The organism is Pseudomonas sp. JV449 (genome assembly GCF_032424295.1).
GTDB classification, from domain to species: Bacteria; Pseudomonadota; Gammaproteobacteria; order Pseudomonadales; family Pseudomonadaceae; genus Aquipseudomonas; species Aquipseudomonas marginalis.
This window is the reverse complement of the sequence record NZ_VYKD01000026.1, coordinates 29,473-55,791: the sequence shown is the minus strand read 5'-3', so window position 1 is coordinate 55,791 and position 26,319 is coordinate 29,473. Positions and strand designations below refer to the sequence as shown.

Genomic DNA, 26,319 nt, shown 5'->3' with positions numbered 1-26,319 from the left:
AAAGCCCGCCTAGTGCGGGCTTTTTGCCGTCTGGGGTTTGTGTGGATCCTTATCTTTTTCTCCTTCCTTATGTGTTTTCCATTCCGGTGATGGCGTCGCAGTTGAATAGGTGTGGCCAATACTCAACTTTGGCTCGCAAGCGCTTGTTCTTTCCAGTTTTTTGACGTTAAAACCGGACGCACGGTGTATCATTGCGCCCGTCAGCCCCGCCGGGGCTTATGGAATACCTCCATGGACTTACCCAGTAGTTACTCAGTACCCCGTTTTACCAATCATGAATTGACTGATTGATCCTTCCGGCGTGCCCCGCTGCTGGGAGTGGAGTTCGCCTATGACCGAAGTAGAAGTAAAGAAAACACAAGAAAGCCTGCAGGATCGCCTGGCTCAAGTCATCGAGCTGCTGCAGCGCCAGCGCGTGGTCGAAGATTTCACGCACCGCCAGGATGGTCCGAATAACGACCTTGTCGAAAACCTGGTCCACCGCCAGAACCTCGTCGAGTTGCAACGCAAGCTCGATGACCTGCACTCCGCCGACGTTGCCTACATTCTCGAAGCCTTGCCCCTGGATGATCGACTGACCCTCTGGCAGTTGGTCAAGGCCGACCGCGACGGCGACATCCTGCTCGAAGTATCCGACTCGGTTCGTGAAACCCTGATCGCCGACATGGACGATCACGAGCTCCTGGCGGCCGCCAGGGAGATGGACGCTGACGAACTGGCCGACCTGGCTCCAGAGTTGCCGCGTGATGTTGTCCATGAGTTGATGGAGGCCCTTGACGGCCAGCAGCGTGAGCGCGTGCGCTCCGCGTTGTCCTATGACGAGGATCAGGTCGGCGCACTGATGGACTTCGAGATGGTCACCATCCGCGAAGACGTCAGCCTGGAAGTGGTCTTGCGTTACCTGCGCCGGCTGAAAGAGCTGCCGAGTCATACCGACAAACTGTTCGTGGTCGACTATGAAGGCATTCTCAAGGGCGTGCTGCCGATCAAGCGCCTGTTGGTCAACGATCCGGAGAAAAAGGTTGCTGACCTGATGGCCAGCGATACCGTGAGCTTTCACCCCGATGAGGATGCCTACGACGCAGCGCAGGCCTTTGAGCGTTACGACTTGATCTCTGCCCCGGTGGTCGACAAGAACGGCAAGCTGATCGGTCGTCTGACCATCGACGAAATCGTCGACTTGATTCGTGAAGAGAGTGAAACCGAAGTCCTCAACATGGCGGGTTTGCGTGAAGAGGAAGATATTTTTGCGTCAGTCTGGCGTTCCCTGCATAACCGCTGGGCCTGGCTGGCCGTTAACCTGATTACCGCGTTTATCGCCTCCCGTGTGATCGGGCTGTTCGAAGGTTCCATCGAGAAGCTGGTGGCCCTGGCGGCATTGATGCCGATTGTGGCAGGCATTGGTGGTAACTCGGGCAACCAGACCATCACCATGATCGTACGCGCCATGGCGCTGGACCAGGTCAGTACCGCCAACTCTTCGCGCCTGCTGCGCAAGGAGTTGGCAGTGGGCCTGATCAATGGCCTGGTGTGGGGTGGGGTGATTGGCGTGGTGGCCTACTTGCTGTACGGCAGTTGGTCCCTGGGGGTGGTGATGACCGCTGCCATGACCCTCAACCTGCTGCTGGCGGCCCTGATGGGGGTGCTGATCCCCATGACCCTGGCACGCCTTGGGCGCGACCCGGCCATGGGCGCCAGCGTGATGATCACGGCCATGACCGACAGTGGTGGCTTCTTCATCTTCCTCGGTTTGGCGACGATCTTCCTGCTCTGATCTGTCTCGGCCGGGCGCCCTCTGCTACGTGATAAGAATGTCGAGCCCTGTGAATCCCGGGCAAAAAAAAGCCAGCACAGGGCTGGCTTCGGCTTTCAGTGGCGGATCAATTGGCTTCTGCGGCCGCCTCTACGTCGTGCGCGATAAGCGAGACGAGGGCATTTTGCTGGCGGTGGGAGAGCTGACGAAAACGCTGCAGCAGTTCGCGTTCGTGCAGCGACAGCTCGGGGCTGTCCAGGCGCATGCTCAGTTCGTCACCCAGCGCACCTTCCTGAATAAGGCTCTGCTCCAGGCGCGCGATGATTTCGGAGTTCATGCTGCGGTGATGATTGCGAGCCACCTCGGCAATGCGTTCCCGCATTCCGTCTGGCAGACGTACGACGAACTTGTCAGCCGTACGGCTGGAATAAATTGCCTGTTTCAATGGGCGCATATATTTAACCGGTTAGTTCAGGGGAGCGGTTATTGGAATTGGCCGCAAGATGAGTGTTAAGACAAGACTCACGACCAAAGTTCAACCCGAATTGCAAAGAGGCCGCATCATGCCTCAGATTTGCCAGTTCCTTGGCGTCAATTCTGTGACAAATATTGAACTGCCTAGAGGCTTTATGCCAGCACTCATTTGCATTTTTGCGGACTGGTTGGAAAACTTTTCCATGAGTGATTCCACGAGGGAACTTCCCGTAAGTCCAGGCCACCACAGGGTTTGAGGTCGCACATCCTATAGCAAAGTGGCCTTTTGCCCTTAGTTTTAAGACTAGTGGCAATTTGCCGATTTACTAGGACGAGGCGACATAAGGTAGGGGGAGGGCAGTGCAGAGAAGGGAGGGGTCAGCGTAAAACCGGGTCAAATTTGATTCGGCGACCCACGACGAGCGTCAACAGAAGCAGGCCTGCGAAAACGCCGGCGGCGACGAATGCGCTGGTTTGCCCATCCTGGGAGCTTGCACTCAGGCCCATAAGGCCAGTGGCGATGGTCAGGCTCAGGAACAGCCAGGCAAATTTGCTCATGATCAGCGTCCTTAAAAAACCCAGTGTTCAGATGCCGGCGCGGCCTGGGTGCCTTGAGTCAGGCGTACTGGCGCTTGTGCATTCGGTGTCATCACGGCCAGTTGCGGACGTTGTTGCAAGTGGTGGGGGACTGCCTGCTGGCTGATCTGGGCGGGGTCGTTGCTGCCAGTCGATTGAAAGTGGAACATCACCAGTGCAGCCAGGGCGACGGTGTTGAGAGCTAACAGAATGGCACTGTTCATGGTCATGTTCTCCGTTTAACGCACTGGCTGAATGGGGTTTGCAGGAGAACTGTTGCAGGTGTCGTGCCAATGTATTAATTCAATAAAATCAATGGCTTGAGTTTGATTTGGTGGGCTGAAGGATTGCAATTTGCAATGCTGGCATTTTGGGTGGTTGCATTTTGCACGATGAGGCCAGGTGCCCGTATTCGCGGGGCGAAACCGCAATTGCCCGGGCAAGGCTCGGCCTACACTTAAAAAGCCCACGGACGACATGACAAAACCCACCTCGGCCGTTAACATGCACGCCGTCCGTCGCAGTGCCCTTGGCCTGATGGCTGTCATTTGTCCCAGTAGCTCAATTGGATAGAGCATCCCCCTCCTAAGGGGAAGGTTGGCCGTTCGAACCGGCCCTGGGACACCAGATTCGTAGCCCATAGAGAAAGCCCCGTACAGAACCTCCTGGCGGGGCTTTTTTGTGCGTGCTCGATCTTTTTGCACGCAGGTCGAACCTTGCCGCCGATCAAGGTTCACAGCAGGTGCCGTGATGTATTTGTCGCAACCATGTACCTTGCGCGCCATCCGACAGCGTCTGAGCTGTTAAGCAAAATAATCCCCGGAAACAGCGCATGTTGCCTGTCCGGACCCGGTCACCCCGGACTATCATGCCGATAGCCCTGTCTCTCACCGCAAGGAGCCGCTCGGAACGCCGATGCGCCAGATCTGGAAATCTTTTCGAGCCCTTTATTTCGCCTCCTTGATGATGCTGATTGGCTCCGGCCTGCTCAGTACCTACCTGGCCTTGCGCCTGGCGGCCGACCATGTCGACAGCCTTTGGGTGGGTGCGCTGATGGCGGCCAACTACTTTGGCCTGGTACTGGGCGGCAAGATCGGGCATCGCCTGATTGCCCGGGTCGGGCATATCCGCGCCTATGCCACCTGTGCCGGGATTGTCGGTGCGGCGGTGCTGGGCCATGGCCTGGTCGATTGGCTGCCGGCCTGGATTGTGCTGCGGATAATCGTGGGCCTGGGGATGATGTGCCAGTACATGGTCATCGAGAGCTGGCTCAATGAGCAGGCAGATGCCAAGCAGCGTGGCGTAGTGTTCAGCGGTTATATGATCGCCTCCTACCTGGGTCTGGTATTGGGCCAGTTGATACTGGTGATGCATCCCCAGCTTGGCCTTGAGCTGCTGATGCTGGTGGCGCTGTGCTTCGCCCTGTGCCTGGTGCCGGTGGCCATGACCCGGCGCATTCACCCGGCGGCCTTGCATCCTGCGCCGATGGAGCCGCGCTTCTTTATCAAGCGCGTGCCGCAGTCGTTGAGTACGGTGTTGGGGGCGGGGTTGATCGTCGGTTCGTTCTACGGCCTGGCGCCGCTGTATGCCTCCCAGCAAGGGCTGAGCACCGAACAGGTGGGTCTGTTCATGGGTAGCTGCATTTTTGCCGGGTTGCTGGTGCAATGGCCCCTGGGCTGGTTGTCGGATCGTTATGATCGCGCGCTGCTGATCCGCTGCTTTGCCTTGTGCCTGGCGGTGGCGGCACTGCCGTTGGCAATCATGACCCAGGTGCCGCTGGAGGTGCTGTTCGTGGCGGGCTTCCTGTGTTCTCTCGTGCAGTTTTGCCTGTATCCCTTGGCTGTGGCGTTTTCCAACGACCATGTGGAAGGGGATCGCCGGGTATCGCTGACGGCCATGCTGCTGGTGACCTACGGTATCGGCGCCAGCGTCGGGCCGTTGCTGGCGGGTGTGGTGATGAAGCTGTTCGGCAGCCAGATGCTGTATGCGTTTTTCAGTCTGTGCGCGCTGATCCTGGTGTGGCGAATCCGGCCTAAGGCGGTGACCAATCTGCACCAAGTGGAAGATGCCCCCCTGCATCACGTGGCAATGCCCGACAGTATGTCGAGTTCACCGCTGGTGGCGGCGCTGGACCCGCGGGTCGACGAGCAGGTGGTGCAGGAGCAGATGCAGACTGTCCCTGATCCCGAGCCGCAGGTCGATCCGGAGCCGCCGGTGGATGAGCCCGTCTTCGAAGGGCCACCTGAGCCCCTGGGGCCGGACGAGCATCCTCACGAATTGAGCAGGGCGCGCCCCTGAAAATAAAAACGGGCAGATCCCAAAGGGTCTGCCCGTTTTTTTCTGCGATCGTTAAGGATCAAAAATCGTCGTCTTTGTCGAACCGTCGTGCTTCACGCTGCAGCTGGTACACAAAGCGCTCGACCTGGCGTTGCACCAAACCACTCATGTTGTGGAAGCGCACGCCGGCAAAGGTCGTGTTGATTCTTTCTTCGAAGTGCAGGTATCGCAGTTCGACGGCGGTGGTCATGCTGCCAAACGGCAGGGCTGCGATAAAACGGTCGTAGACCTGGCCCAGTTGCAGGCGCTCGGAAATATCCCCTTCAAAACGCAATTTGCAGCCGGTGGCGGAAATATCCAGCAGTTTGCCGTTGACCGGCAGCTGAAGTTTCTCGCCGCCCAGCTCGATATTCACCAGTTGCGCCAGCTTCAACGCGGCGCGGAAGGCATTGCGGCGCTGATGGTAGACCACCTCGTCCGGCAGGCTGCCGGTGTAGATACGGTGGCCGCCTTTTTCGCTGATGGTCAGGGTGCCTTTGCTTTCCCAGGCGACGCGTACGCCATCATGGAAACCTTCGATGCGAAAGGGTTCGCCGTTTTCGAGGTGGCGCTCGCCGTCGCGGGGGATCATTTCGTCCAGCGCCAGCATGTTGCTGTCGCGGTTGACGTCCACCAGGTAGCTCTGGAAGCGCTGGCTGCGTTCGTGGAAAGTGATGATCAGCGGATCATGGCTGTCTTGCAGCATCCGCAAGGTGCCGGCGATTTCCAGAGGCGTGGTGAGGACCTTGGGTGGCTGCGGGGCATCTTCCGCATTAAGGGCGTTGAACACGGTTCTTCCATCTCCAGACAAAATACGACTACACGCAAGAACCGGCATTTTGCCAGCATGTGGCGCGCCTTGGATAGGGCGCGCTGTAAACCGGTGTCAGGCTTGGCTGCGGGTGCTTGGCTTGACCAGGCGCGAGGTGGAGCCCTGGGCGTTATAGAGTGCCGGAGGCTCTCCGCCGTGGAGTATACGCAACTGGTTGGCGGTCGTGGCTTGCTGAAGCTGGATCGACTGACCGTTAAGCAGGTTGGCTTCCTGGCACTGGGCGAGCAATTGGTTGAGTTCTTTGCTCTGGGCCAGCAGTTGATCGCCGACCGAGGAGTGGCTGGCCAACTGCGCCAGGCCGTCGTGGTCTGCCGGCAGGCCGAGGCTGATGAGGATCTGGCTGCGTTTTTTGCCGTGCTGTTCCAGCAGGACGATCAACGACTGCTTGCGTGCCAGAATTTCTTCCAGCAGCGGCATGTCCCGGCCATAGAGGGCCAGTGATTCTTCTTTGAGCAGCTCGAGCAATTGTTGCGTCGGCGCTAGATCATCAATGATCAGTTGAAGCAAATGTTCGTCGTGATGCATGGCTGGCCTTGGGTTTTAAGCGTCCAAAAGCCCTGCGCAGGCCTTTGCCTAGCGCTCGGCTTCGAAGTTAAGCAGCTTGCTGGCTACACGGTTGCTGTCGACTTTATAGCTGCCATCGGCGATCGCCTGTTTCAATTCGGCCACGCGGGCTTTATTGACGACCGGTTGATCGCGCAGCGAGTCAGTGACCTTCTGCAACTGTTGAGCCTCATTGCTCAGGTGTACGGATTCCCCGCTCTGGCTGGCACTGGCCTGTTCTGCCTTGGCGGGCAGCGCCGGGGCCTTGGCTTCTACGTTGTCCTTGGGACTGGTGGTGCGCGTAGTGCCTGACGTCGTCGGGGTGTTATTCAAACGGCTGAAATCGATGACCATGATAAAAAAACCTCTGGGTATTTGGACGCTTGCCATGTTTTCGGCCATACCCGGACAAACTTTAGGCGCGAATGACAATAAATCTCCGCACGGGGCCTCTCGTGCACAGTGTAGGAAAACCCAGCGTCCTGTACCAGTAATCTATAAAGCGACCTCGACTTGCCCTGGGGCTGTCACCCGCGCCTTGATCACGCGGTTGGAGTTGAGGTTCTTGACGCGAATCTGTTCGCTCATGCCGCCGTTGGACAGTGCTTCGCCCGGCATTTTCACATTCAAGCCGCCGCTGCTCGCGGAAATCACCACCTGATCGCCCTTGCGGATGACCTCGGCCTGTTCCAGGTGCACCAGGGTAATCACTTGATCGGTGACCACTGGTCGGGTCAATTTCTGCCCGATGGCCTGGTCCAGGGATGTCAGGTAGCCCTGGCTGATCTGGCTGATGTCGCGTTCACGCAATACAACGTCCTCGAAACCGATGATGCCCGTGCGTTTCAGTGGGCGGGCAACCACCACCACGTCACGGAACAATTTGACCTGGGCCGGTACGAACACGGTCCAGGGCGAGGCGCCTTCGCAGCGTACCTTTACCGTTACGCGCCCGATGGGTTGGGCGGGACTTTCCAGGGTCGCTGTCAATTCCTTGTCGCACATCGGCATACGCAGACGCGGGTCCAACTGGTTGACCTGGATTTCATAACGCCCCGGCGTCTGTGTGGTTGCCAGATAATCTTCTACAGTGAACTCAAGAAAGCCTTGAGTGACGCCGATAAGTAGATCAGGCAAGGTGACGTTCTCTGCACGGGCCGTGGTGCCCAGGCTGAAGGCAAGCAGCGCCAGCGGTACGCAGAGCAATCTGCAAAACCGTGTCAGGTGAAGGCGTCGGGAAACTGTCGTTTTAATGTCCATAATTCAACAAATAGCAAAGCTCGTGCCGTTTTAGTGTTGGGGGCGCGCCGCCCTTGTAGGTATAGCCAAAGGTTTTAGCGTAGGAGTCATGGCATGGCAGGAGTAATGGATTCAGTAAACCAGCGCACACAGCTGGTAGGGCAGAATCGCCTGGAGTTGCTGCTGTTTCGCCTGGATGGCAAGCAGCTGTATGGCATCAACGTATTCAAGGTGCGGGAAGTGCTGCAATGTCCCAAGCTGACGATCATGCCCAAGTCCAGTCCGGTGGTGTGCGGTGTGGCGAATATTCGTGGTGCGACTATCCCGATTCTTGACCTGGCCCTGGCCACCGGTTCGGCTGGCCTGCAGGATCGCGAGAACCCGTTCGTGATCATTACCGAGTACAACACCAAGACCCAGGGTTTCCTGGTGCGCTCGGTGGAACGCATCGTCAACATGAACTGGGAAGAGATCCATCCGCCGCCCAAGGGCACTGGTCGCGATCACTACCTCACGGCGGTGACGCGGGTCGATAACCAGTTGGTGGAGATCATCGACGTGGAGAAGATCCTCGCCGAAGTGGCGCCCACCTCGGAGTCGATTTCCGTGGGTGTGGTCGACGCCGAAACGGCCCACAAGGCGGTCTCGCTGCGTGTGCTGACGGTGGATGACTCCTCGGTGGCGCGCAAACAGGTGACTCGCTGCCTGCAAACCGTCGGCGTGGACGTTGTCGCCCTCAATGACGGGCGCCAGGCGTTGGATTACCTGCGTAAGCTGGTGGATGAAGGCAAGAAGCCGGAAGAAGAATTCTTGATGATGATCTCTGACATCGAGATGCCGGAAATGGACGGCTATACCCTCACTGCTGAGATACGCAGCGATCCACGCATGCAAAAACTGCATATCATCCTGCATACTTCGTTGTCGGGCGTATTCAATCAGGCGATGGTCAAGAAAGTCGGTGCCGATGACTTCCTGGCCAAATTCCGCCCTGATGACCTGGCATCCCGGGTAGTCGACCGGATCAAGGCAGCAGATCACGGCTAGGGTTTTCCCCTGGCGGTCATACGATTTTAGAGGCGGTATCAGTGTCTACGGGTAATTTGGATTTTGAACAGTTCCGGGTCTTCCTGGAAAAAGCCTGTGGCATATTGCTCGGTGAAAACAAGCAATACCTGGTATCCAGCCGTCTTAACAAACTGATGGAGCAGCAGGGCATCAAGTCCCTGGGCGAGTTGGTTCAACGGATCCAGGGCCAGCCGCGCAGTGGCCTCAAAGAGATGGTGGTCGATGCCATGACCACCAACGAAACCCTATGGTTTCGCGATACCTACCCCTTTGAAGTGCTCAAGAGCAAAGTGCTGCCGGAGGCCATCAAGGCCAGCCCGGGCCAGCGCCTGCGTATCTGGTCGGCCGCCTGCTCTTCGGGTCAGGAACCGTACTCGATTTCGATGTCCATCGATGAGTTCGAGCGGACCAACATGGGCCAGCTTAAAGCCGGGGCGCAGATCGTCGCCACCGACCTGTCCGGCACCATGCTCACCAATTGCAAGACCGGCGAGTACGACAGTCTGGCCCTGGGCCGTGGCTTGTCCCAGGAACGTCTGCAACGTTACTTCGACCCGAAAGGGGCAGGGCGTTGGGCGGTCAAGGCGCCGATCAAGAACCGTGTGGAGTTTCGCTCGTTCAACCTGCTCGACAGCTACGCCAGCCTGGGCAAGTTCGACATGGTGTTCTGCCGCAACGTGCTGATCTACTTCTCGGCCGAGGTGAAGAAAGACATCCTGTTGCGCATCCACGGCACCCTCAAGCGTGGCGGCTACCTGTTTCTCGGTGCATCCGAGGCGCTCAATGGTTTGCCGGATCACTTCCAGATGGTGCAATGCAGCCCTGGGATCATCTACCAGGCTAAATAATCAGGCCACATAATAATATGGGAGGGGGCTTGCCCCCTCCCATATTTGTTTCTGCGGCAAAGTTAAAGAAAGCGGCAACTCCCCATTGCCGCTTTACTGGCGCCACGCGGAAACCCGTTGCCGCTTTTCTGGCATTGCCGCCGGCAAGCTCCTCGCAACCCCTTGATTTACGGGGGTATCAGATATTGGCATGCGCCTTGCTATAACCCTGTTAACAGCAGGTCAGCCTAAAGGTTTCCGCCATGAGCATCAGCTTCGATAAAGCGCTCGGTATCCACGAACAAGCCCTGGGCTTCCGCGCCCAGCGTGCCGAAGTCCTGGCCAACAACATTGCCAACGCCGACACCCCGAACTACAAGGCTCGGGACCTGGATTTTTCCGCCGTGCTCGCCGCACAGCAGGACAAGACCAAGAACGGCACCTTCGCCTTGAACATGACCAACAGTCGTCATATCGAAGCGCAAGGCCTGAGCAGTGGTGACGAGTCGCTGCTGTATCGCACGCCGATGCAGCCGTCGATCGACCAGAACACCGTCGACGCCCAGCTGGAGCAATCGGCCTATGCCGAGAACTCGGTGAACTTTCAGGCCAGCTTTACCCTGCTCAACAGTAAATTCAAAGGGCTGATGTCAGCCCTGCGTGGAGAGTAAGCCATGTCCCTGTCCAGTGTTTTCAATATTGCCGGCAGTGGCATGAGCGCGCAGACCACGCGCTTGAACACCGTCGCCAGTAACATCGCCAACGCCGAGACCGTGTCTTCGAGCATCGACCAGACCTACCGCGCCCGTCACCCGGTGTTCGCCACCATGTTCCAGGGCGGCCAGAGCGGTGGCAGCGATTCGCTGTTCCAGAACCAGGACGCCGCCGGCCAGGGCGTGCAGGTCCTCGGTGTGGTCGAAGACCAGAGCAACCTCGAGGCCCGTTACGAGCCGAACCATCCTGCCGCGAACGAAAAGGGTTATGTCTATTACCCCAACGTCAACGTGGTCGAGGAAATGGCAGACATGATCTCCGCCAGCCGCTCGTTCCAGACCAACGCGGAAATGATGAACACCGCCAAAACCATGATGCAGAAGGTCCTGACCTTGGGTCAGTGATAAGGGGCGCCAAATAATGGCCATCGTTGATACCACGACCAACACGGCAGTCCAGGACCTTTTCAACTCCAAGGTCAAGACCGCCACCGACAACACCACCGTCGCCGACGCTACCAAGACGGCGACGGGCAGCCAGTCCCTGGGCAAGGATGCGTTCCTGCAACTGCTGGTGACCCAACTGAAAAACCAGAACCCGCTGTCGCCTCAGGACAACGGTGCGTTCGTGGCCCAGCTGGCGCAATTCAGCAGCCTGGAAGGCATCAACACCCTGAACGACTCGGTCAATGCGATCTCCAGTAACTTCAGCTCGTCGCAGGCGCTGCAGGCTTCGTCGCTGGTGGGGCGCTCGATCATTACCCAGACCAACAAGGCCTTGGTGGACACGAGCAAGAGCATGACCGGTTCGGTGGCGGTGACTGCGGCGACGGGCAACGTCTCGATCAAGATCTCCGATAAAGACGGCAACGTGGTGCGCACTATCGATATGGGTGCCCAAAGCGCGGGTTCGTCAGACTTTATCTGGGATGGCAAGAACGAGAACGGTGAGGTCGCCCCGGCCGGCACCTACACCTTCGCGGCGACGACCAAGAACGACAAGGGTGAGTCGGTGGCCATGGCGACTTCGTTGCCGGCAACGGTGACCAGCGTGACGTTGAGCAAGACCGGCGGCGAAATGCTGCTGAACCTTGCAGGTGGCATGGGCAGCGTCAAGCTGTCGCAAATTCAGACTATCGGTACATAGAGCCGGCTAAATACGGCAGAGGGAGAGAAACATGTCTTTTAATATCGGCCTTAGCGGCCTCTATGCGGCCAACAAACAACTGGACGTAACCGGCAACAACATTGCCAACGTTGCGACCACTGGCTTCAAGTCGTCCCGTGCGGAATTCGCGGATATCTACGCCGCGTCCAAACTGGGCACCGGCCAGAACAGCATCGGCAACGGTGTGAACCTGGCAGCGGTGTCCCAACAGTTCACCCAGGGTGACGTCAACAACAGCGGCGGCGTGCTGGACATGGCGATCCAGGGCGGTGGCTTCTTCGTGCAGAAGGGCAGCGATGGCTCGCTGGAATACACCCGTAGCGGTGCCTTCCGTGCCGACAAAGACGGCTATATCACCAACAACACCGGTACCTCGCGCCTGCAGGGCTACGCGGCAGATGACGACGGCAAGATCATCAAAGGCGGCTTGACCGACCTGCAATTGAACCTGTCGTACCTGCCACCGAAGGCGTCCACCAAAGTGGACTCCACCAGTAACCTGAACTCGTCGGAGCCGGTGATCAACCAGACCACCAAGCCGTTCGACCCGACCGACACCACCACTTTCACCACCCAGTACAGCACCACCCTCTATGACTCCCAGGGCAACTCCCACGAGATGGTGCAGTACATGGTGAAAACCGACGCCAACCAGTGGAGTTCCTACACGCTGATTGACGGTCGTAACCTGGATGGCTCCAAGCCTACCACCACCGGTACTACTGCTCCCGTGCCGTCGATATTGAGCTTTGACGGTGCAGGTAAACTGACGGGTATCAGCACCGGTGGTGTGGCGGGCACGACCCTGACGCTCACCGGTTGGATCCCGGGCTCGGTGACCAACGGCGTATGGACGGCTAACAAGGCTACAGCGCCAAACATTGCCGTCAACATGGCCAATATCACCCAGTACAACTCCGCCAGTTACCGCAACCCGCCGACCACCGATGGTTACGCCACTGGCCAGATCACCGGCCTGAAAATCGACGGCAATGGCGTAATGTTCGCCACGTTCAGCAACCAGCAGAGCAAGGCCATCGGCCAGATCTCCCTGGCCAGCTTCAACAACGAGCAAGGCCTGCAACCATCGGGCGGCACCACCTGGAGAGAGACCTTCGCCTCGGGCCAGCCGGGTTACGATGCCCCGCAATCCGGTACCCTGGGTTCGATCGTGGCCAACTCCCTGGAGAACTCCAACGTCAACCTGACCAACGAGCTGGTGGACCTGATCAAGGCCCAGAGCAACTACCAGGCGAACGCCAAGACCATCTCCACCCAGAGCACCATCATGCAGACCATCATTCAGATGACCTGATGCGGTAGCGCTCCACAAGAAGCCCCTCGTAAGAGGGGTTTTTTTTTGAGTGTGGGAAAAGGCCTCTAGACGCTGCGGGTTACGCGTTGAAATGCATGGAGAGGAACACTCCATTCCTGCCTTGCCACTGATTGGTCCAGAGCCTGCAGGCTCATCAATCAATGGAGGGGTGAAGATGTGGAGTTCAAGAGTGTCCGCATCAGGCGGTGGGCGCGTAATGTTCGTGCCCGGTATTGCTTCAGGGAAGTCGACTCCCGTCGAGTCTGGGGCTGAAGTGTCGAGGGTCAAGCAGTTGCTCAACGAGCTGTTTGATGCAGGGCAAGGCTCAAAAAAACAATTGGCTCAGGATTTGCGCGACAAGCTGAAGGATCTTCGCGAGGAACGGGGTAGCGAAAAATTCAAGGAGGCACTTAGCAAACTGATTGACGAAGCTGAGGGCGGTTTTCTTGAGTTTCTCAGGCGGCTGCTGAAGGAGTGGTTCCCTGAAGAGGGTGGCGGTGTGGCACCGCCCTCTCCCTCTCCATCGCCAGGTGGTGGTGGTGGTGGTGGTGGTGGCAGGAGCGTTAATCCGAAAGACTTTGGCACCCTGGAGTCCATGACTAACAAGCCCTTTACCGAAGGGGCTCGTTTCAACGACTACAAGATAGACAAAAGCAATCCTGGGAAAGCACCGGGCATGGGCAGAGAGGCTGGCAACATCTGGTCGGGTTTCAAGCAGGGGCCAGATGGAAATTGCACCACGGTTGCAGCAATTAAAGCTGCAATGATGAAGTTTGGTCAGAAGCCCACTGATATTTTCAAAGACGTGAAAGCAGCTGGCGATGGTTGGGATGTTCAAATGCGAGATGGATTTCGGCTTCATTTGAGCAAGGGCGAATTGCAGCAGGCGGCGCAGCAGGCCCGTTTCATGGGCGATGATCCGGCCATGATGACCGACGCCAACTTTTTATACGCAGCCTGTGCCAAGCGGGCCCAAATAGAGGGCCATAAGGGGCCGCTTAATGGTAACGACCACAATGCTCAGAGAAGCTATCGGGATGCGTTGGCAAGCTTGAACGACGGTGAAATGCTGAATGAGGGGTTGGATCGTTTGGGGTTGAAAGGCTTGTACCGGCAATCTTCAAGCGGTGAGCTGGCGGGTGGTGTATTGGGCGTCGTGGCCTACGGCGGCCATGCGATGGCGGTGATTGGAGGGCAGATCGAGTTGTGGGGAGGGCGAGGTGGCCGGCCGCGGATGGAGGAGCAACGGCAGGCATACGCATTTTTATAGGATGATCGGCAGGAGGGCTGTGCTCACAGAACAAAGCCCGTTAACTTTTCAGTTAACGGGCTTTCAACAGTCACTCAGCTTATTGACAAGCTTCGCAATCCGGCTCGTCGATCGCGCAGGCCTTTGGCACTGGCGCCGGGCCGGCAGGCGCGGCGAGCACCGAATCATCACCGTGGTTACCGCTGGACACAGCGTTCAGCTTGCCGGTGTTGATGGTCGACTTCTCGGTGCTGGTCGCGGCCAGGGCACGGAGGTAGTAAGTGGTTTTCAGGCCACGGTACCAGGCCATGCGGTAGGTCACGTCGAGCTTCTTGCCCGATGCGCCGGCGATGTACAGGTTCAGGGACTGAGCCTGGTCGATCCACTTCTGGCGACGGCTGGCGGCATCGACGATCCACTTGGTGTCCACTTCGAAGGCGGTCGCGTAGAGCTCTTTGAGTTCCTGCGGGATGCGTTCGATCTGCTGCACGGAACCGTCGTAGTACTTCAGGTCGTTGATCATGACCGAGTCCCACAGGCCGCGGGCTTTCAGGTCGCGGACCAGGTACGGGTTGATCACGGTGAATTCGCCCGACAGGTTCGATTTCACATACAGGTTCTGGTAGGTCGGTTCGATCGACTGCGATACGCCCGTGATGTTGGCGATGGTCGCGGTCGGTGCGATGGCCATGATGTTGGAGTTACGGATGCCTTTCTGCACACGGGCACGTACCGGTGCCCAGTCCAGGGATTCGTTCAGGTCAACGTCGATGTATTTCTGGCCGCGCTGCTCGATCAGGATCTGTTGCGAATCCAGCGGCAGGATGCCCTTGGACCACAGCGAACCCTGGAATGTCTCGTAGGCGCCGCGCTCGTCGGCCAGGTCGCAGGAAGCCTGGATCGCATAGTAGCTGACCGCTTCCATGGACTTGTCGGCGAACTCGACCGCAGCGTCCGAACCGTAGGGAATGTGCTGCAGGTACAGTGCGTCCTGGAAGCCCATGATGCCGAGGCCGACCGGACGGTGCTTGAAGTTGGAGTTCTGCGCCTGTGGCACCGAGTAGTAGTTGATGTCGATCACGTTATCGAGCATGCGTACGGCGGTGTTGACGGTGCGTTCCAGTTTGGCGGTGTCCAGCTTGCCGTTGACGATGTGGTTCGGCAGGTTGATCGAGCCCAGGTTGCAAACGGCGATCTCGTCCTTGTTGGTGTTCAAGGTGATCTCGGTGCACAGGTTCGAGCTGTGGACCACGCCCACGTGCTGCTGCGGGCTGCGCAGGTTGCAAGGGTCCTTGAAGGTCAGCCATGGGTGGCCGGTTTCGAACAGCATGGACAGCATCTTGCGCCACAGGTCCTTGGCCTGGATGGTCTTGAACAGCTTGACCTTGCCTGGGTATTCGGTGAGGGCTTCGTAGTACTCGTAGCGCTCTTCGAAGGCCTTGCCGGTCAGGTCGTGCAGGTCCGGCACTTCGGATGGCGAGAACAGGGTCCACTTGCCGTCATCGAAGACGCGCTTCATGAACAGGTCAGGGATCCAGTTGGCGGTGTTCATGTCGTGGGTACGACGACGGTCATCACCGGTGTTCTTGCGCAGCTCGATGAACTCTTCAATGTCCATGTGCCAGGTTTCCAGGTAGGCACACACGGCGCCTTTGCGTTTGCCGCCCTGGTTGACCGCTACGGCGGTGTCGTTCACGACTTTCAGGAACGGTACGACGCCCTGGGACTTGCCGTTGGTGCCCTTGATGTACGAACCCAGTGCGCGCACTGGTGTCCAGTCGTTGCCCAGGCCACCGGCGAATTTGGACAACATGGCGTTGTCGTGGATCGCGTGGTAGATGCCCGACAGGTCATCCGGCACGGTGGTCAGGTAGCAGCTCGACAGCTGTGGACGCAGGGTACCGGCGTTGAACAGGGTCGGAGTGGACGACATGTAGTCGAAGGACGACAGCAGGTTGTAGAACTCGATCGCACGGTCTTCCTTGTGCTTCTCTTCGATCGCCAGGCCCATGGCCACGCGCATGAAGAACACTTGCGGCAGTTCGAAGCGGATCCCGTCCTTGTGGATGAAGTAACGGTCGTACAAAGTTTGCAGGCCCAGGTAGGTGAACTGCTGGTCGCGCTCGTGATTGATCGCCTTGCCGAGTTTTTCCAGGTCGAAGGTGGCCAGGATCGGGTTCAGCAATTCGAATTCGATACCTTTGGCGATATAGGCAGGCAGCGCCTTGGCGTACAGGTCGGCCATCTCGTGGTGGGTGGCGCTGTCGGCCACGCCCAGGAAGCCCAGGCCTTCGGCACGCAGGGTGTCCATCAGCAGGCGCGCGGTCACGAACGAGTAGTTCGGCTCGCGTTCAACCAGGGTACGGGCGGTCATCACCAAGGCGGTGTTGACGTCGGTCAGGGCCACGCCGTCGTACAGGTTCTTCAGGGTTTCGCGCTGGATCAGGTCACCGTCGACTTCTTCCAGGCCTTCGCAGGCCTCGGTGATGATGGTGTTCAGGCGGCCCAGGTCCAGCGGGGCGAAGCTGCCGTCGGCCAGGGTGATGCGGATCGACGGGTGCGCTTGCACGGCGGCTTCTTCGGCCGGGGTGCGGACGGCACGTTCCTTGGCGCGCGAATCGCGGTAGATCACGTAGTCGCGGGCCACTTTCTGCTCGCCGGCACGCATCAGGGCCAGTTCGACCTGGTCCTGGATTTCTTCGATGTGGATGGTGCCGCCCGACGGCATGCGACGCTTGAAGGTCGCGGTGACCTGTTCGGTCAGGCGGGCAACGGTGTCGTGGATGCGCGACGAGGCAGCAGCGGTGCCGCCTTCAACTGCAAGAAACGCTTTGGTGATGGCGACGGTGATTTTGTCATCGGTGTAAGGAACGACAGTCCCGTTACGCTTGATCACGCGCAATTGGCCAGGTGCAGTGGCGGACAGATCCATATTCGAATCAGCGGCCTGCGGCACGGAGCCTTGCGGGTTCTCGCGAGTTGTGTCGGTTTGCATGGGGGGTTGTCTCCACATTTCTATATTTATTTGGGCACCATCACGGTGCCCACCGTTCCGTCCTGAAGCACTTACAGCAGGCCTGGGCCTGGCATAACAACTTCGGGACAGGAGGAAGGGAGCTGATCGCGCCGCTTCCATGCCGAAGTCTTCGGTTCGGGGCTCAAACGCCCTTGGCCGTATTCCTGGTGGGTGACAGTTGCCAGGTTCAAGCACTGCAACACCCGTACCGTTTTCCGCTGTTGGAGCTGGAAAACGGCTGCCATCCGCTTGAGCGGTTTGGGCTTTCAAAAAATGCTTGGATTAGACCCAACAGGAGCAAGAAAGGGCTTGAGTTTCTTGTCTGATTTGTGTTGGGTCTTTTCGCTGAAAACCCTACATGTAGGGTTTTTTTTGCGCCGAGCTACAAGATAATGCGTTTTGGGGGGCTTAGCAACGTACTGCCTGTGGATAACGTTGTGGGTAAAATGTGTATGAAACGTGGAACACCCGTGTAGGCCGCAGCACTGCTGGATTCGGCCGTTTGTCACTGAATATTCCAAGTTGAAAACAGTCGGTTGGATTTTTGAGGGCGCGAACCCTATCACAGAAAAGCGCGATCACCGAATGGATTTCCCGGCTTGTGCGAGAGGGCTTGGGCATGACTACAATCGGCCTCTGTTATGCCCTCAAAACATTACAAATAAGGTGTGGCCTCCTCGGCCAACGCATCCCTTTATAACAACGAGGATCACCCGTGGAGCAAGAAGCCTGGCACATCCTGATCGTCGAGGACGACGAGCGACTCGCCGAGTTGACCCGCGATTACCTGGAAAGCAACGGCCTGCGGGTTTCCGTGGAAGGTGATGGCGCCCTGGCTGCGGCGCGGATCCTCGCCGAGCAACCGGACCTGGTGATTCTCGACCTGATGCTGCCCGGCGAAGACGGTCTGAGCATTTGCCGCAAAGTGCGCGAACGCTACGACGGCGTGATCCTGATGCTCACCGCCCGCACCGACGACATGGACCAAGTGCTCGGCCTGGACATGGGCGCCGACGACTACGTGTGCAAACCCGTGCGCCCGCGCCTGTTGCTCGCGCGTATCCAGGCCCTGTTGCGCCGCAGTGAGCCGGCGGAACCCGCCAGCGTGGAAAGCCAGCGCCGCCTGCAATTCGGCCCGCTGCTGGTGGACAACGCCCTGCGCGAAGCCTGGCTGCAGGGTGACGGTATCGAGTTGACCAGTGCCGAGTTCGACCTGCTGTGGCTGCTGGTGGCGAATGCCGGGCGCATCCTGTCCCGCGAAGAAATCTTTATCGCCCTGCGCGGCATAGGCTACGACGGCCAGGACCGCTCCATTGATGTGCGCATCTCACGGATTCGCCCGAAAATCGGCGATGACCCGATCCACCCACGGCTGATCAAGACCATCCGCAGCAAAGGCTATCTGTTCGTCCCTGAAGCCGCTGCCGATATGCCGTTGTGAACTCGATCTTCCTGCGTATCTATGGCGGCATGTGCGCGGCGCTGATTCTGGTGGCGCTGCTCGGCGTGCTGGCCCTGCACCTGCTCAACGAGGTGCGCAGCGGCCAATACCGCGAGCGCCTGGCCCACGGCACCTTTGCCTTGATGGGCGATAACCTGCAGCCCATGAGCCCCATCGAACGCCAGCGCGCCCTGGCCGTGTGGGAGCGCTTGCTCGGCATCCCCCTGGAATTGCGCGGCCTCACCGATGCCCAACTGGACCTCAGCCAGCGCACCCGCCTGCAACGCGGCCAGGTGCTGGTGGAGCAGACCGGCCCCCATGCCGCCCGGGTGCTGCGCCTGGTCAGCGATAAGGAACAGTGGGTGCTGACGGGGGAGGTGCAGCAGATCAGCGAGCAACTGGCCCGCGCGACCATTTACCTGCTGGCCGATGAACTGGTGCGCTTCCCCGTGGCCGAGCAGCCGCAACGGCTGGCGGATATAAAGGAAGCCAAGGGCTTTGGTTTCGAAATGCACCTGATGACCCTGGATCAGGCCGATATGGACGACGACCAACGCCGCCGTGTATCGGAGGGCGATACGGTCATGGCCCTGGGCAAGGGCGGCGATTCGATCCGCGTGTTTGCCGGCATGGTCGGCACGCCCTGGGTGCTGGAGCTCGGCCCGCTGTACCAGATGAGCCCGTACCCGGCGCAATGGCTGGTCCTGATCGCCTTGATCGGCCTGACCCTGATCGGCCTGATTGTCTATCTATTGGTGCGTCAGCTTGAGCGCCGGCTCCGAGGCCTGGAAGCCGCCGCCACGCGCATCGCCAAAGGCAACCTCGAGGTGCGTGTGCCGGCCCGGGGTGCCGACTCGGTGGGGCGCCTGGCGGCGGCCTTTAATGGCATGGCCGAGCACCTGCAGCAACTGCTGGCAATCCAGCGCGAACTGGTGCGCGCGGTGTCCCATGAACTGCGAACACCGGTGGCACGCCTGCGCTTCGGCCTGGAGATGATCGGCGACGCCGCCACGCCTGAAGCGCGGCGCAAGTACCTGGAAGGCATGGACAGTGATATCCAGGACCTCGACGGCCTGGTGGATGAAATGCTCACCTACGCAAGGCTTGAGCAGGGTGCGCCGGCGTTGATTTTCCAACGGGTCGATCTCGATGCGCTGCTTGATCAAGTGATCGGCGAATTATCGCCACTGCGCCCGCAAGTGACTGTGGCCAGGGGGATTTGCCTGTCGTCGGCACATTGGGATGACGCTTGGGTCGATGCCGAACCGCGCTACTTGCACCGCGCCCTGCAAAACCTGGTGAGCAACGCCATGCGCCACGCCCAGGGCCAGGTGTTGATCAGTTATCAGGTGGGCCAGGTGCGCTGTCGCATCGATGTGGAGGACGACGGGCCCGGAGTCCCGGAAAGTGCCTGGGAGCGTATCTTCACGCCGTTCCTGCGCCTGGATGACAGCCGCACCCGTGCCTCGGGCGGGCATGGCCTGGGGTTGTCGATTGTGCGGCGCATCATTTATTGGCACGGCGGGCGAGCGTTGATCAGCAAGAGCAACAACCTGGGCGGCGCCTGCTTCAGCCTGAGTTGGCCCAGAGATCAAGACAAACCCTGACGTCTTATCCCACGCCGAGCAAATCCGTAGCAGCTGCCGAGCGCAAGCGAGGCTGCGTCGGCCGCGCTACTGATCTAACGTCGAGTTGCGCGTGGCGCAGCCTCGCTAAGGCTCGACAGCTGCTACGGCTACCAGGCTCAACAGTTGGCCATCATTCACTGAGTATTGCGCCGATAGTTCCTTGCCGTGGCACCACTCGCTGGACAGGTCGGTGAGCAAGCGCAAGCGCACATGCCCGGCCTCTGACCACTCCACCACCTCGGCATGTTCAAAATAAAAGCGCTTCTGCACGATCGGGTAGAGCGCCTTGAACAAACTCTCCTTGACCGAAAACGTCAGCGTCACCAGCAAGGCGATCTGTTCTCGCGGCACATCAGCCATACGCTGCAGCTCTTGCACCGTCAGAATTTCCCCGGCCAGGCGCTCCGCCCGTTCCAGGCTCAGCAGGTTCTCCAGGTCCATCCCCAACCCACGCCATTGCGCCTTGTGCCCGACAATCGCGGCGGCATGCCCGGTGCTGTGGGTAATGGAACCGCTGATGTGGGCGGGCCACACCGGTGCGCGGTCTTCGCCGATCGCCGGGATGCAGTTGATCTGATCGAGCTGTTGCAGGGCCGCGCGCGCGCACAGGCGGCCGGCGAGAAACTCGGCCTGACGCTTGGCCACCGAACGCTGGATACTCGCCGGTGGCGGCACGGCGCAATGCTGGAAGTCGCCAGGTGCCAGCAATGCAGGATCGAACCGGGTGCTGAGAAACACCGTGCCCGGCAAGGGGTCGGGCAACGGCCAATGGGCGTCGAGTGGGGTGCAGCAAGCGGGTAGGGGCGTCATGGGCGGTATTTTGCCGAGTTGATGGGCAAGAGGATAGCCCGCCGTGATTCAGGCGAGGTTCAAAGCCTGTTCAGGGGGAGTTCAGGGGCGCTTGCGTAGTCTGGCCTCACAGCCAAACGCGTAATGAGGTAACACCATGACTGCGATCAAGAAGCTGATGTTGGCCTTAACCATGCTCAGTGCCACCGTCGGGGTTCAGGCCTCCGATGGTGCCTTTGCCGCATTCGGTCGTGAGAAAACCAAGAAGTCCAGCATCTTGATGCAGCGCGTCAGCATCGAAGATGCTGGCAGTCAGCCCACGCCCTGGGGGCAGTCCCTTGGCCAGGCCACCCCGCAGCCGAGCTATCGCGCCGGCTATGAACACCTGAGCGGCCGGTTCAACGGTATTAAACTGCGCCCGCAAGACCTGCAGGGCCGCTATGATATCCCTCTGTCGGACAGTTGATTTGCTTTGGAGAGCCTTATGAAATTGCTGGTGGTGGAAGATGAGGCGCTGTTGCGCCATCACCTGTTTACCCGCCTGACCGACAGCGGCCACGTGGTCGAGGCCGTGGCCAATGCCGAAGAGGCCCTGTACCAGACCGGTCAATTCAACCATGACCTGGCGATCATCGACCTGGGCCTGCCCGGCATGGGCGGCCTGGACCTGATCCGCCAACTGCGCAGCCAGGCCAAGACCTTTCCGATCCTGATCCTCACCGCGCGTGGCAACTGGCAGGACAAGGTCGAAGGCCTGGCCGCCGGGGCCGACGACTATGTGGTCAAGCCGTTCCAGTTCGAAGAGCTGGAGGCGCGGATGAACGCCTTGCTGCGCCGCTCCAGCGGGTTTACCCAGTCGACCATCGTCGCCGGGCCCTTGCTGCTGGACCTCAACCGCAAGCAGGCGTCCCTCGATGAACAGCCCCTGGCATTGACCGCCTATGAATATCGCATCCTCGAATACCTGATGCGCCATCACCAGCAGGTCGTCGCCAAGGACCGCCTGATGGAGCAGCTCTACCCCGACGACGATGAGCGCGATCCGAATGTGATTGAAGTGCTGGTCGGCCGCCTGCGCCGTAAGCTGGAAGGCCCGGCGGGGTTCAAGCCGATCGACACCGTGCGTGGCCTGGGCTACCTGTTCAATGAGCGCTGCCGTTGATTCGCTCGCTCCGTGTGCGCTTGATGCTGGCGGCCGCCACCCTGGCCGTGCTGTTTATGCTGGGCCTGTTGCCCGCCATGCAGGGCGCGTTCAGCCTGGCATTGCAGGATTCCATCGAGCAGCGCCTGGCGTCGGACGTCACCACCCTGATCTCCGCCGCGCGGGTGGAAAACAATCGCCTGCTGATGCCGGCGCAGTTGCCGGATGAGCGCTTCAACCTCACCGATAGCCGGTTGCTCGGCTATATCTATGACCGCGAAGGCCACCTGGTGTGGCGTTCGCGGGCCACCCGGGACGAAAACATCAACTACAAGCCGCGCTATGACGGGCGCGGCAATGAGTTTGCGCGGATTCGCGAGGCCGACGGGCAGGAGTTCTTCGTCTATGACGTCGAGGTCAGGCTGCTCGGCGGCAAGAGTGCGGCGTTCAGTATCGTGGCCCTGCAACCGGTGCGCGAATACCAATTGACCCTCGAAGGCCTGCGCGAAAACCTCTACCTGGGCTTCGGCGCGGCACTGCTGGTGCTGCTGACCTTGCTGTGGCTGGGCCTGACCTGGGGTCTGCAGGCCCTGCGGCGATTGAGCCAGGAGCTTGACCAGATCGAAGGCGGTACCCGCGAAAGCCTCTCCGAGCAACACCCGCGCGAATTGCTGCGTCTCACCGGCTCCCTTAACCGCCTGCTGCACAGCGAGCGCGAACAACGGGCACGTTACCGCGACTCCCTCGATGACCTGGCCCACAGCCTGAAAACGCCACTCGCCGTGTTGCAAAGCGTGAGCGAAGACATGGCGCAACGTCCGGAAGATCGCGACCAGGCCTGGGTGCTGCAATCCCAGATCGAACGCATGAGCCAGCAGATCGGCTACCAGCTGCAGCGTGCCAGCCTGCGCAAAAGCGGCCTGGTGCGCCATCAGGTGCGCCTGGAACCGGTAGTGCAAAGTCTCTGCGATACCCTGGGCAAGGTCTACCGCGACAAGGGCGTCGCGGTGTCCTTTGAACTGCCGGACGAATGCGATGTACCGATCGAGAAGGGCGCCCTGCTTGAATTGCTCGGCAACCTGCTGGAAAACGCCTATCGGTTGTGCCTGAGTGAAGTGCGCGTCAGCCTGGTGGAAAATTCCGAAGGGCTCGAGTTGTGCATCGAGGACGACGGCCCCGGGGTGCCGCCGGACCAGCGTGCACGGATTCTGCAACGGGGCGAGCGCCTGGACCGTCAGCATCCGGGGCAGGGGATCGGGTTGGCGGTGGTCAAGGACATCATAGAAAGCTACGGCGCACGACTGACCCTGGGGGATTCGCCGCTGGGTGGAGCGGCGTTCAAGATTCACTTTCCGTCTGTGTGATCTTCAGTGGCTGGGCTGGCCCTGTCGGGGCATAAGTATCTACACATCTTGAGCCGAGCCCCCTGCTACGCGTTATCCTACTGAAGTTGTGTAGATACTTATGCCTATCGGGGGCTTGCACCCCGATGAGGCCCTCACAAACAACACCCCTCTAATTCTCCTGCGCCCGATAGGCCCCCGGTGTCAGTCCCGTCCACTTCTTGAACGCCCGATGAAACGCCGACGGTTCGGAGAACCCCAGCTGCTCGGCGATCGCCTGCAAGGACAAATCCGCCCGCCCCAGGTGGTAGATGGCGATGTCCCGCCGCAATTCATCCTTAAGCGCCTGAAAGCTGGTGCCTTCTTCGCGCAAATGTCGGCGCAGGGTTTGCGGGCTGACGTGCAAGTGCTGGGCGACGGCCTCCAGGTCTGGCCAAGGCGTGCGGTCGCGGCTCAACAAGCGTCGCAGCTGGCTGCTCAAGCTGTCGCCTTCATCCGGGCGTGACAGCAGGTCGGCGGGGGAACGCTCAAGGAAATGCTTTAGGGTACGTTCGTCCTGCAACAATGGCAGGCTCAGGTAGCGGGCGGGAAACACCAGGCTGCTGTGCGGGGCACCGAACACCTGGGCGCAGGGGAACAGCAGGTCATATTCAGCGGCGTGGGCCGGCATCGGGTAGCTGAACGTGGCCTGGTGCAAACGAATGCGCTGGCCGATCAGCCAACTGCCCAGGCGGTGCCAGATCACCAGCAGGCATTCGCTGAGGAAGTGATCCGGGTCCCACAGGTGAGAATCATCCAGGCTCAGGCGGGCCATTTCGCCTTCTCGTGTCAGCTGCCAGCGCGGGCCTTGTGGGAATAGGCTATAAAATAATAAGCCGCGTTCCAGAGCCTTCTCCAGGGTGCGGCAGTGGATCAGCGCATGGCACATCATGGCGAAGGTGCCGCGTTTGCTCGGGCCGTCGGCGAACCCCAGGTACTCATCGTCCAGTGCCAGCCAGAGCATTTGCAGCAGCCGGGTGAATTGCTCGGGCGCAATGCGGGCGCGAGGTTCGGTCAACAGTTCCGGGGTGATGCCCAGCTGTTGCAACAGGCCCGAATAGTCGTAACCGGTTCGACGCGCACCGCCCAGGGCTGCCCGGGCGTAATGGCTGGCGATGGTACGTTCACGCATGCGGGGCCCTCGTCCATGGAAGGGCGGATGGTAGTCATCACCCGGCAGGGCAACAAGGCGGATATCCGCCAAATTGTAGGACGGGATTGGGCAGTGCGGCGGAAATCCGCCAGCCGATTCGGCTCTTCGGAGGGGGCTTTGAAATCCGCAGCCCTGATGTCTTAAGGCCCCCAGGGGTTTTCAGCAAAGTGGCACGGCGTTTGCGATAAGGATTACAGCGCAGGCCTGGTGCTACAGGCTTCGCAAACAACAAATCCCTCCAGTGCAGGAGGGTTCGCAATTCAAGTGTCGTGGGCAATGGCGGATATTTGCCACACGGGACGATTGAGGAACTCTGCAATGACGACTCGTCAGCCAATCTACAAATCCCTGTATTTCCAGGTGATCGTTGCAATCGTTATCGGTATTTTGCTCGGTCACTTCTACCCGCAGACCGGTGTGGCGCTCAAGCCACTGGGTGACGGCTTCATCAAGCTGATCAAAATGGTCATTGCCCCGATCATCTTCTGCACCGTTGTCAGCGGCATCGCCGGCATGCAAAGCATGAAATCGGTCGGCAAAACCGGTGGCTACGCGCTGCTGTACTTCGAAATCGTTTCCACCATCGCACTGCTGATCGGCCTGATCGTGGTGAACGTTGTGCAACCGGGCGCCGGCATGCACATTGATGTATCAACCCTGGAGCCTTCGAAACTTGCGGCAATCCAGGGCTTCGTCACTGCCGGTAAAGACCAGAGTATTGTCGCCTTTATCCTCAATGTGATCCCGAACACCATCGTCGGCGCCTTCGCCAACGGCGACATCCTGCAAGTGCTGATGTTCTCGGTGATCTTCGGTTTCGCCCTGCATCGCCTGGGTGCCTACGGCAAGCCGGTCCTGGACTTCATCGATCGCTTCGCCCACGTGATGTTCAACATCATCAACATGATCATGAAGCTCGCGCCAATCGGTGCCCTGGGCGCCATGGCGTTCACCATCGGTGCCTACGGTGTAGGTTCCCTGGTGCAGTTGGGCCAGTTGATGATCTGCTTCTACATCACTTGCCTGCTGTTCGTGCTGGTGGTGCTGGGCGGTATCTGCCGCGCCCACGGTTTCAGCGTGATCAAACTGATCCGCTACATCCGTGAAGAACTGTTGATCGTACTGGGTACTTCTTCCTCCGAGTCCGCACTGCCACGCATGCTGATCAAGATGGAGCGTCTGGGCGCGAAGAAATCCGTAGTAGGCCTGGTGATCCCGACCGGCTACTCGTTCAACCTCGACGGTACCTCGATCTACCTGACCATGGCGGCCGTGTTCATAGCCCAGGCGACTGACACCCACATGGACATCACCCACCAGATCACCCTGCTGCTGGTGCTGCTGCTGTCCTCCAAAGGTGCTGCTGGCGTAACCGGTAGCGGCTTTATCGTACTGGCTGCCACCTTGTCGGCTGTCGGCCACCTGCCGGTTGCCGGCCTGGCGCTGATCCTGGGTATCGACCGCTTCATGTCCGAAGCCCGCGCACTGACCAACCTGGTGGGTAACGCCGTTGCCACCCTCGTTGTGGCCAAGTGGGTCAAGGAACTGGACACCGACCAACTGCAAAGCGAGTTGGCTTCCGGTGGTCGCAGTATCTCCGACACCCGTGAAGAAGATGACCTGGGCGTGGCCGAAGGCCCTGCACCGGTGATCAAGTAAGCCGCTGATGGCGTGAACCCACGCTGACAGCTATCCG

At 59.5% G+C, this 26,319-nt stretch carries 25 protein-coding genes and 1 tRNA gene; 16 read left to right on the top strand and 10 right to left on the bottom strand.

Translation table 11 applies throughout. The features are described 5' to 3' along the window. Nucleotides 1-331 precede the first annotated feature (331 nt). Nucleotides 332-1,774, top strand: coding sequence for a magnesium transporter (gene mgtE, locus F6S08_RS22965; RefSeq protein ID WP_065926188.1), 1,443 nt, complete (start codon nt 332-334; stop codon nt 1,772-1,774). Between the two features lie 106 nt (nt 1,775-1,880). Here mgtE and F6S08_RS22960 read toward each other — a convergent pair whose 3' ends face one another. The 3 genes from F6S08_RS22960 to F6S08_RS22950 all read right to left on the bottom strand — a co-directional run bounded on the left by F6S08_RS22960 (nt 1,881) and on the right by F6S08_RS22950 (nt 3,027). Next, nucleotides 1,881-2,207 carry an Arc family DNA-binding protein gene (locus F6S08_RS22960; protein ID WP_003175643.1) on the bottom strand — a complete coding sequence of 109 codons (327 nt, stop codon included), beginning with the start codon at nt 2,205-2,207 and terminating at the stop codon, nt 1,881-1,883. Between the two features lie 398 nt (nt 2,208-2,605). Then, a complete protein-coding gene (locus tag F6S08_RS22955; RefSeq protein ID WP_027607777.1) occupies nt 2,606-2,785 on the bottom strand; it encodes a PA3371 family protein in 180 nt (59 codons plus the stop codon). Nucleotides 2,786-2,796: 11 nt separating this feature from the next. Continuing rightward, nucleotides 2,797-3,027: a hypothetical protein gene (locus F6S08_RS22950; RefSeq protein ID WP_065926187.1), complete on the bottom strand. Its 231-nt coding sequence runs from the start codon at nt 3,025-3,027 to the stop codon at nt 2,797-2,799. 326 nt (nt 3,028-3,353) lie between these two features. Between F6S08_RS22950 and F6S08_RS22945 the strand changes: the two genes are divergently transcribed. Together F6S08_RS22945 and F6S08_RS22940 are read left to right on the top strand one after the other, a co-directional pair. After that, nucleotides 3,354-3,430, top strand: a tRNA-Arg gene (locus tag F6S08_RS22945). A 288-nt stretch (nt 3,431-3,718) separates the two neighbouring features. After that, a complete protein-coding gene (locus F6S08_RS22940) occupies nt 3,719-5,101 on the top strand; it encodes an MFS transporter (protein WP_065926186.1) in 1,383 nt (460 codons plus the stop codon). A 58-nt stretch (nt 5,102-5,159) separates the two neighbouring features. On the opposite strand, the gene F6S08_RS22935 is transcribed toward F6S08_RS22940, so the two are convergent. The 4 genes from F6S08_RS22935 to flgA all read right to left on the bottom strand — a co-directional run bounded on the left by F6S08_RS22935 (nt 5,160) and on the right by flgA (nt 7,754). Beyond that, entirely contained in the window at nt 5,160-5,909 is a 750-nt protein-coding gene (locus tag F6S08_RS22935) for a flagellar brake protein (protein WP_065926185.1), read from the bottom strand. Between the two features lie 96 nt (nt 5,910-6,005). Next, a complete protein-coding gene (locus tag F6S08_RS22930) occupies nt 6,006-6,476 on the bottom strand; it encodes a flagella synthesis protein FlgN (protein ID WP_027607781.1) in 471 nt (156 codons plus the stop codon). Between the two features lie 48 nt (nt 6,477-6,524). Continuing rightward, nucleotides 6,525-6,848 (bottom strand): flagellar biosynthesis anti-sigma factor FlgM, encoded by a 324-nt coding sequence (flgM, locus tag F6S08_RS22925; RefSeq protein WP_065939081.1) that lies wholly within the window; start codon nt 6,846-6,848, stop codon nt 6,525-6,527. 141 nt (nt 6,849-6,989) lie between these two features. Further along, the gene (gene flgA / locus F6S08_RS22920) at nt 6,990-7,754 is read right to left on the bottom strand and encodes a flagellar basal body P-ring formation chaperone FlgA (RefSeq protein WP_074847496.1); all 765 of its coding nucleotides are present in this window, start codon (nt 7,752-7,754) and stop codon (nt 6,990-6,992) included. Between the two features lie 93 nt (nt 7,755-7,847). Here flgA and F6S08_RS22915 point away from each other — a divergent pair, with 93 nt between their 5' ends. The 7 genes from F6S08_RS22915 to F6S08_RS22885 all read left to right on the top strand — a co-directional run bounded on the left by F6S08_RS22915 (nt 7,848) and on the right by F6S08_RS22885 (nt 14,094). Then, nucleotides 7,848-8,780: a chemotaxis protein CheV gene (locus F6S08_RS22915; protein ID WP_027607784.1), complete on the top strand. Its 933-nt coding sequence runs from the start codon at nt 7,848-7,850 to the stop codon at nt 8,778-8,780. Between the two features lie 41 nt (nt 8,781-8,821). Further along, entirely contained in the window at nt 8,822-9,649 is an 828-nt protein-coding gene (gene cheR, locus F6S08_RS22910; protein WP_027607785.1) for a protein-glutamate O-methyltransferase CheR, read from the top strand. A 242-nt stretch (nt 9,650-9,891) separates the two neighbouring features. Continuing rightward, entirely contained in the window at nt 9,892-10,299 is a 408-nt protein-coding gene (flgB, locus tag F6S08_RS22905; RefSeq protein ID WP_003175633.1) for a flagellar basal body rod protein FlgB, read from the top strand. Nucleotides 10,300-10,302: 3 nt separating this feature from the next. Further along, the gene (gene flgC, locus F6S08_RS22900) at nt 10,303-10,746 is read left to right on the top strand and encodes a flagellar basal body rod protein FlgC (RefSeq protein WP_024076985.1); all 444 of its coding nucleotides are present in this window, start codon (nt 10,303-10,305) and stop codon (nt 10,744-10,746) included. 16 nt (nt 10,747-10,762) lie between these two features. Continuing rightward, a complete protein-coding gene (gene flgD, locus F6S08_RS22895; RefSeq protein ID WP_027607786.1) occupies nt 10,763-11,488 on the top strand; it encodes a flagellar hook assembly protein FlgD in 726 nt (241 codons plus the stop codon). A gap of 31 nt (nt 11,489-11,519) precedes the next feature. Beyond that, nucleotides 11,520-12,824 carry a flagellar hook protein FlgE gene (gene flgE / locus F6S08_RS22890; protein ID WP_065926182.1) on the top strand — a complete coding sequence of 435 codons (1,305 nt, stop codon included), beginning with the start codon at nt 11,520-11,522 and terminating at the stop codon, nt 12,822-12,824. Nucleotides 12,825-13,041: 217 nt separating this feature from the next. Further along, a complete protein-coding gene (locus F6S08_RS22885) occupies nt 13,042-14,094 on the top strand; it encodes a hypothetical protein (protein WP_315872379.1) in 1,053 nt (350 codons plus the stop codon). 79 nt (nt 14,095-14,173) lie between these two features. Here F6S08_RS22885 and F6S08_RS22880 read toward each other — a convergent pair whose 3' ends face one another. Next, nucleotides 14,174-17,068: a ribonucleoside-diphosphate reductase subunit alpha gene (locus F6S08_RS22880; protein WP_065947763.1), complete on the bottom strand. Its 2,895-nt coding sequence runs from the start codon at nt 17,066-17,068 to the stop codon at nt 14,174-14,176. A 736-nt stretch (nt 17,069-17,804) separates the two neighbouring features. Between F6S08_RS22880 and F6S08_RS22875 the strand changes: the two genes are divergently transcribed. Continuing rightward, nucleotides 17,805-18,530: a response regulator gene (locus tag F6S08_RS22875; RefSeq protein WP_065926179.1), complete on the top strand. Its 726-nt coding sequence runs from the start codon at nt 17,805-17,807 to the stop codon at nt 18,528-18,530. After that, nucleotides 18,527-20,137: an ATP-binding protein gene (locus F6S08_RS22870; RefSeq protein WP_065926178.1), complete on the top strand. Its 1,611-nt coding sequence runs from the start codon at nt 18,527-18,529 to the stop codon at nt 20,135-20,137. The genes F6S08_RS22875 and F6S08_RS22870 overlap by 4 nt, the downstream gene beginning before the upstream one ends. 105 nt (nt 20,138-20,242) lie before the next feature. On the opposite strand, the gene F6S08_RS22865 is transcribed toward F6S08_RS22870, so the two are convergent. Continuing rightward, on the bottom strand, nt 20,243-20,968 hold the full coding sequence (locus F6S08_RS22865) for a 4'-phosphopantetheinyl transferase (protein ID WP_065926177.1): 726 nt from the start codon (nt 20,966-20,968) through the stop codon (nt 20,243-20,245). A gap of 136 nt (nt 20,969-21,104) precedes the next feature. Here F6S08_RS22865 and F6S08_RS22860 point away from each other — a divergent pair, with 136 nt between their 5' ends. From F6S08_RS22860 to F6S08_RS22850, 3 genes are read left to right on the top strand one after another with little or no spacing between them, the layout of a single operon-like run. Beyond that, on the top strand, nt 21,105-21,413 hold the full coding sequence (locus F6S08_RS22860) for a hypothetical protein (RefSeq protein ID WP_065926176.1): 309 nt from the start codon (nt 21,105-21,107) through the stop codon (nt 21,411-21,413). Between the two features lie 18 nt (nt 21,414-21,431). Further along, entirely contained in the window at nt 21,432-22,109 is a 678-nt protein-coding gene (locus tag F6S08_RS22855; RefSeq protein WP_017138377.1) for a response regulator, read from the top strand. Continuing rightward, a complete protein-coding gene (locus tag F6S08_RS22850) occupies nt 22,106-23,452 on the top strand; it encodes an ATP-binding protein (protein ID WP_065926175.1) in 1,347 nt (448 codons plus the stop codon). The genes F6S08_RS22855 and F6S08_RS22850 overlap by 4 nt, the downstream gene beginning before the upstream one ends. Nucleotides 23,453-23,603: 151 nt before the next feature. On the opposite strand, the gene F6S08_RS22845 is transcribed toward F6S08_RS22850, so the two are convergent. Then, nucleotides 23,604-24,602: an AraC family transcriptional regulator gene (locus F6S08_RS22845; RefSeq protein WP_074847493.1), complete on the bottom strand. Its 999-nt coding sequence runs from the start codon at nt 24,600-24,602 to the stop codon at nt 23,604-23,606. A 339-nt stretch (nt 24,603-24,941) separates the two neighbouring features. Between F6S08_RS22845 and F6S08_RS22840 the strand changes: the two genes are divergently transcribed. After that, entirely contained in the window at nt 24,942-26,282 is a 1,341-nt protein-coding gene (locus F6S08_RS22840; protein WP_065926173.1) for a dicarboxylate/amino acid:cation symporter, read from the top strand. The last annotated feature ends 37 nt before the right edge of the window (nt 26,283-26,319 follow it).

Excerpts from the sequence above, each read along its gene's own strand:
- mgtE (WP_065926188.1), top strand. The coding sequence starts at position 332 with ATGACCGAAGTAGAAGTAAAGAAAACACAAGAAAGCCTGCAGGATCGC.
- F6S08_RS22960 (WP_003175643.1), bottom strand. The coding sequence starts at position 2,207 with ATGCGCCCATTGAAACAGGCAATTTATTCCAGCCGTACGGCTGACAAG.
- F6S08_RS22955 (WP_027607777.1), bottom strand. The coding sequence starts at position 2,785 with ATGAGCAAATTTGCCTGGCTGTTCCTGAGCCTGACCATCGCCACTGGC.
- F6S08_RS22950 (WP_065926187.1), bottom strand. The coding sequence starts at position 3,027 with ATGAACAGTGCCATTCTGTTAGCTCTCAACACCGTCGCCCTGGCTGCA.
- F6S08_RS22940 (WP_065926186.1), top strand. The coding sequence starts at position 3,719 with ATGCGCCAGATCTGGAAATCTTTTCGAGCCCTTTATTTCGCCTCCTTG.
- F6S08_RS22930 (WP_027607781.1), bottom strand. The coding sequence starts at position 6,476 with ATGCATCACGACGAACATTTGCTTCAACTGATCATTGATGATCTAGCG.
- flgM (WP_065939081.1), bottom strand. The coding sequence starts at position 6,848 with ATGGTCATCGATTTCAGCCGTTTGAATAACACCCCGACGACGTCAGGC.
- flgA (WP_074847496.1), bottom strand. The coding sequence starts at position 7,754 with ATGGACATTAAAACGACAGTTTCCCGACGCCTTCACCTGACACGGTTT.
- F6S08_RS22915 (WP_027607784.1), top strand. The coding sequence starts at position 7,848 with ATGGCAGGAGTAATGGATTCAGTAAACCAGCGCACACAGCTGGTAGGG.
- flgB (WP_003175633.1), top strand. The coding sequence starts at position 9,892 with ATGAGCATCAGCTTCGATAAAGCGCTCGGTATCCACGAACAAGCCCTG.
- flgC (WP_024076985.1), top strand. The coding sequence starts at position 10,303 with ATGTCCCTGTCCAGTGTTTTCAATATTGCCGGCAGTGGCATGAGCGCG.
- flgD (WP_027607786.1), top strand. The coding sequence starts at position 10,763 with ATGGCCATCGTTGATACCACGACCAACACGGCAGTCCAGGACCTTTTC.
- flgE (WP_065926182.1), top strand. The coding sequence starts at position 11,520 with ATGTCTTTTAATATCGGCCTTAGCGGCCTCTATGCGGCCAACAAACAA.
- F6S08_RS22885 (WP_315872379.1), top strand. The coding sequence starts at position 13,042 with ATGTTCGTGCCCGGTATTGCTTCAGGGAAGTCGACTCCCGTCGAGTCT.
- F6S08_RS22880 (WP_065947763.1), bottom strand. The coding sequence starts at position 17,068 with ATGCAAACCGACACAACTCGCGAGAACCCGCAAGGCTCCGTGCCGCAG.
- F6S08_RS22865 (WP_065926177.1), bottom strand. The coding sequence starts at position 20,968 with ATGACGCCCCTACCCGCTTGCTGCACCCCACTCGACGCCCATTGGCCG.
- F6S08_RS22860 (WP_065926176.1), top strand. The coding sequence starts at position 21,105 with ATGACTGCGATCAAGAAGCTGATGTTGGCCTTAACCATGCTCAGTGCC.
- F6S08_RS22855 (WP_017138377.1), top strand. The coding sequence starts at position 21,432 with ATGAAATTGCTGGTGGTGGAAGATGAGGCGCTGTTGCGCCATCACCTG.
- F6S08_RS22845 (WP_074847493.1), bottom strand. The coding sequence starts at position 24,602 with ATGCGTGAACGTACCATCGCCAGCCATTACGCCCGGGCAGCCCTGGGC.
- F6S08_RS22840 (WP_065926173.1), top strand. The coding sequence starts at position 24,942 with ATGACGACTCGTCAGCCAATCTACAAATCCCTGTATTTCCAGGTGATC.